General features: G+C 32.9%; 4 protein-coding genes and 1 pseudogene. 1 reads left to right on the plus strand and 4 read right to left on the minus strand.

Translation table 11 applies throughout. The features are described from left to right. The 3 genes and pseudogenes from BU038_RS12580 to BU038_RS12205 form a co-directional block, all read right to left on the minus strand. A pseudogene (locus BU038_RS12580) lies at window positions 1-187 on the minus strand (quorum-sensing sensor histidine kinase AgrC); the annotation flags it as partial. Between the two features lie 39 nt (window positions 188-226). Further along, entirely contained in the window at window positions 227-364 is a 138-nt protein-coding gene (agrD, locus tag BU038_RS12200; RefSeq protein WP_023015908.1) for a cyclic lactone autoinducer peptide AgrD, read from the minus strand. After that, a complete protein-coding gene (locus BU038_RS12205; protein ID WP_107606237.1) occupies window positions 364-942 on the minus strand; it encodes an accessory gene regulator AgrB in 579 nt (192 codons plus the stop codon). Before BU038_RS12205 ends, agrD begins: the two co-directional genes overlap by 1 nt. A gap of 396 nt (window positions 943-1338) precedes the next feature. Between BU038_RS12205 and BU038_RS12850 the strand changes: the two genes are divergently transcribed. Beyond that, window positions 1339-1419 (plus strand): delta-lysin family phenol-soluble modulin, encoded by an 81-nt coding sequence (locus BU038_RS12850; protein ID WP_103364423.1) that lies wholly within the window; start codon window positions 1339-1341, stop codon window positions 1417-1419. A 305-nt stretch (window positions 1420-1724) separates the two neighbouring features. On the opposite strand, the gene BU038_RS12215 is transcribed toward BU038_RS12850, so the two are convergent. Next, window positions 1725-2525: a carbon-nitrogen family hydrolase gene (locus BU038_RS12215; RefSeq protein ID WP_107606238.1), complete on the minus strand. Its 801-nt coding sequence runs from the start codon at window positions 2523-2525 to the stop codon at window positions 1725-1727. Window positions 2526-2565 lie beyond the last annotated feature (40 nt).

Consider the following 2565-nt stretch of genomic DNA (forward strand, 5'->3'; position numbering starts at 1 on the left):
CAATAAGAATGATTATGAATAATGTAAATCTGTTTAAAACAATATAAATTAGCCCGCTGAAAATAGTAATAATACCTATTGTTACCTTTTCTTTTGACGTATATTTAAAGTTTAATATGATTTTTGAGATAATAAACAACATCAATCCTTGATAGGATGATATTAAAATACCGCTTAATAATTCCATGTTTAAACACACTCTCTATAACGATGAAATTTGAAGTTCTTATTTGTCTTCTTCTAATAATTCTTTCGGTACAGTTGGTTCATCTAAAAAACCTAGACATGGGTTATACTTAGCTAAGTTTCCAATTTTCTCAAAGATAAAAGCGAATAATTTAAAGATACCATTTAATAAGTCCATTACAATACATCCTTTCTGTTTTTAGGGAAAAATATTGGCAATTGTGAACCACCTTGTAATGTGATACCTAGCAAAATCATTTGTTGGTATGCATTAGGAACAAGGAATGAAATTGCAAACATTAATGTTGCAAGAATGATTGCCGTGATTTTCTTTTTCTTAATCAGTCGTGTGGGAATTGGTTGCTTAACTGTAGCAGCAGGTGCATAAATACAAAGTAAAATAACTGCGAGTGCTGCAAGTGTAATCATAATGTTGATAGGCACATGATATGTTGCTAAGAGCCATGGCAACATTACGAATAAAACAATACTTTCTATATAGCATGCAAGTGTTGATTTAGCATGCGCACCGTGTGCAAAGTGTCGGATAATAAAATAGCTTAAATGAACAGTTAGTGTGTATAAGAAAACATGGAATAGAAGAGCAAGTCCATAAACGACAATCGTTTTGAAAAGGTTATTGAAAAAGACTTCTAGGCCAAGCTTTATTTTTAGATAAGCGATACGGTCTAGATTGTTTCTTTTCTGAAGGGCTTGTGCCCAACGATCAACCTGCCTGTAAAAAGCCTTTTGCATAGCCTCACTCTCCTCACTGATATTATACAACTAAAAAGGATATTTTATTGATTCATTGCCTAACTGTTCATTTTTCATTCCAAACTGTAGAAAATCTACTATTATCGTCATTTTAACATATCTTTATAGACAGTTATGATTGAAAAAGCATAAGTTAGGGATTATTTAACATTAACTTTAGAATTGATGTTTTAATGAAGATGTATCACAGAGATGTGATAAGAATTCAGGTAACACATTACATAAACCTAGTGTGTTTTAAGTCAATGTGGTTACCTTACTTCATCTTAATATTTCAAAGAAATTGGTTTATAGCATTGTTAATATTCTTCGTAGGTCTAACATGCTTTAAGCTAACTGATCATCCTATATTTTAAAAGAAAGGGGGCAATTCACATGGCAGGCGATATCGTAGGTACTATCGGTGAATTCGTGAAATTAATCATCGAAACTGTTCAAAAATTCACTCAAAAATAATCCCTTATTTATTGTCCTTTGAGTATAAGCACTAAATTGTTTAATCCTTAAAGCAGGAATCGGTGTTTGTCCTTGCATTGATTCCTGCATCTCTCAAATGTGTATAGCGGAAATGAAGCGTCCGGTATGCATATCATTGTAGTTAAATTATCGTGAGTAACATTAAATTTATCAAATATCGGTAAATTCACTAAATTTTTTTCATAATTAATAACATCCCCAAAAATAGATAGAAAAATAACTGTAAACATTCCCTTAATAATAAGTAAAACCCATGAGTTCCTCCCAAACTCATGGGTTATTTTTTACTGATCATATTTATAAAGGTGAGGGCGTCTGTTATCAAAGACAGGAATATTTTGACGTTGTTGTTTAACTTCATCAAGATCGATATCTACAGTTAATACTTCTTCTTCGGTTCCTGCTTCAGCTAAGATTTCTCCATTTGGATTAATCACAAGTGAGTGGCCAGCGTATTCTGTACCGCCGTCTTTTTCAAACCCGCAAGTATTGCAAGCAATGACGAAGATATCATTTTCAATCGCTCTGCCTTGTAGTAAAGTACGCCAATGATTTAAACGTGCCATCGGCCATTCAGCTACATAGAATAAAATATCTGCACCACCTATAGCAGGATGTCGTGCAATTTCCGGGAAACGTAAGTCATAGCAAATAATTTGAGAAGCGGTTACTTGTTCATTGAGATTAAAGACATAAGGCACTGTTTCACCGCCTGTTAAATATAAGTGTTCATCTAACATAGGAACGAGATGCACTTTATCATATTGATAAATTAATTTGCCTTGTGCGTTAACTGTGAAAGCAGTATTGAAGGTATTACCTTTTCTTCTATTAGAAACTGAACCAGCCACAATCGTTACGTTATAAGTACGGCTCAAGTTTTGAATGAATGATAGACTCTCTTTTAAATCATCATCTGAAAGAGTAGATAATTGTTCTAATGCGTAACTGTTATTCCACATTTCAGGTAAAACAGCGACTTCTGTATCAGATTCAAGGTGTTTTGAAAATAATGATTCAATCTTATCTTGGTTTGCTTTCGCATTACCGTGGGCTAGATTGAATTGAAATAGTTGAACTTTCATAGATAATCCTCTCCATTCTTTTATTAATATTACTGTACTA

Source organism: Staphylococcus simulans, from assembly GCF_003043455.1.
Lineage (GTDB): Bacteria > Bacillota > Bacilli > Staphylococcales > Staphylococcaceae > Staphylococcus > Staphylococcus simulans_A.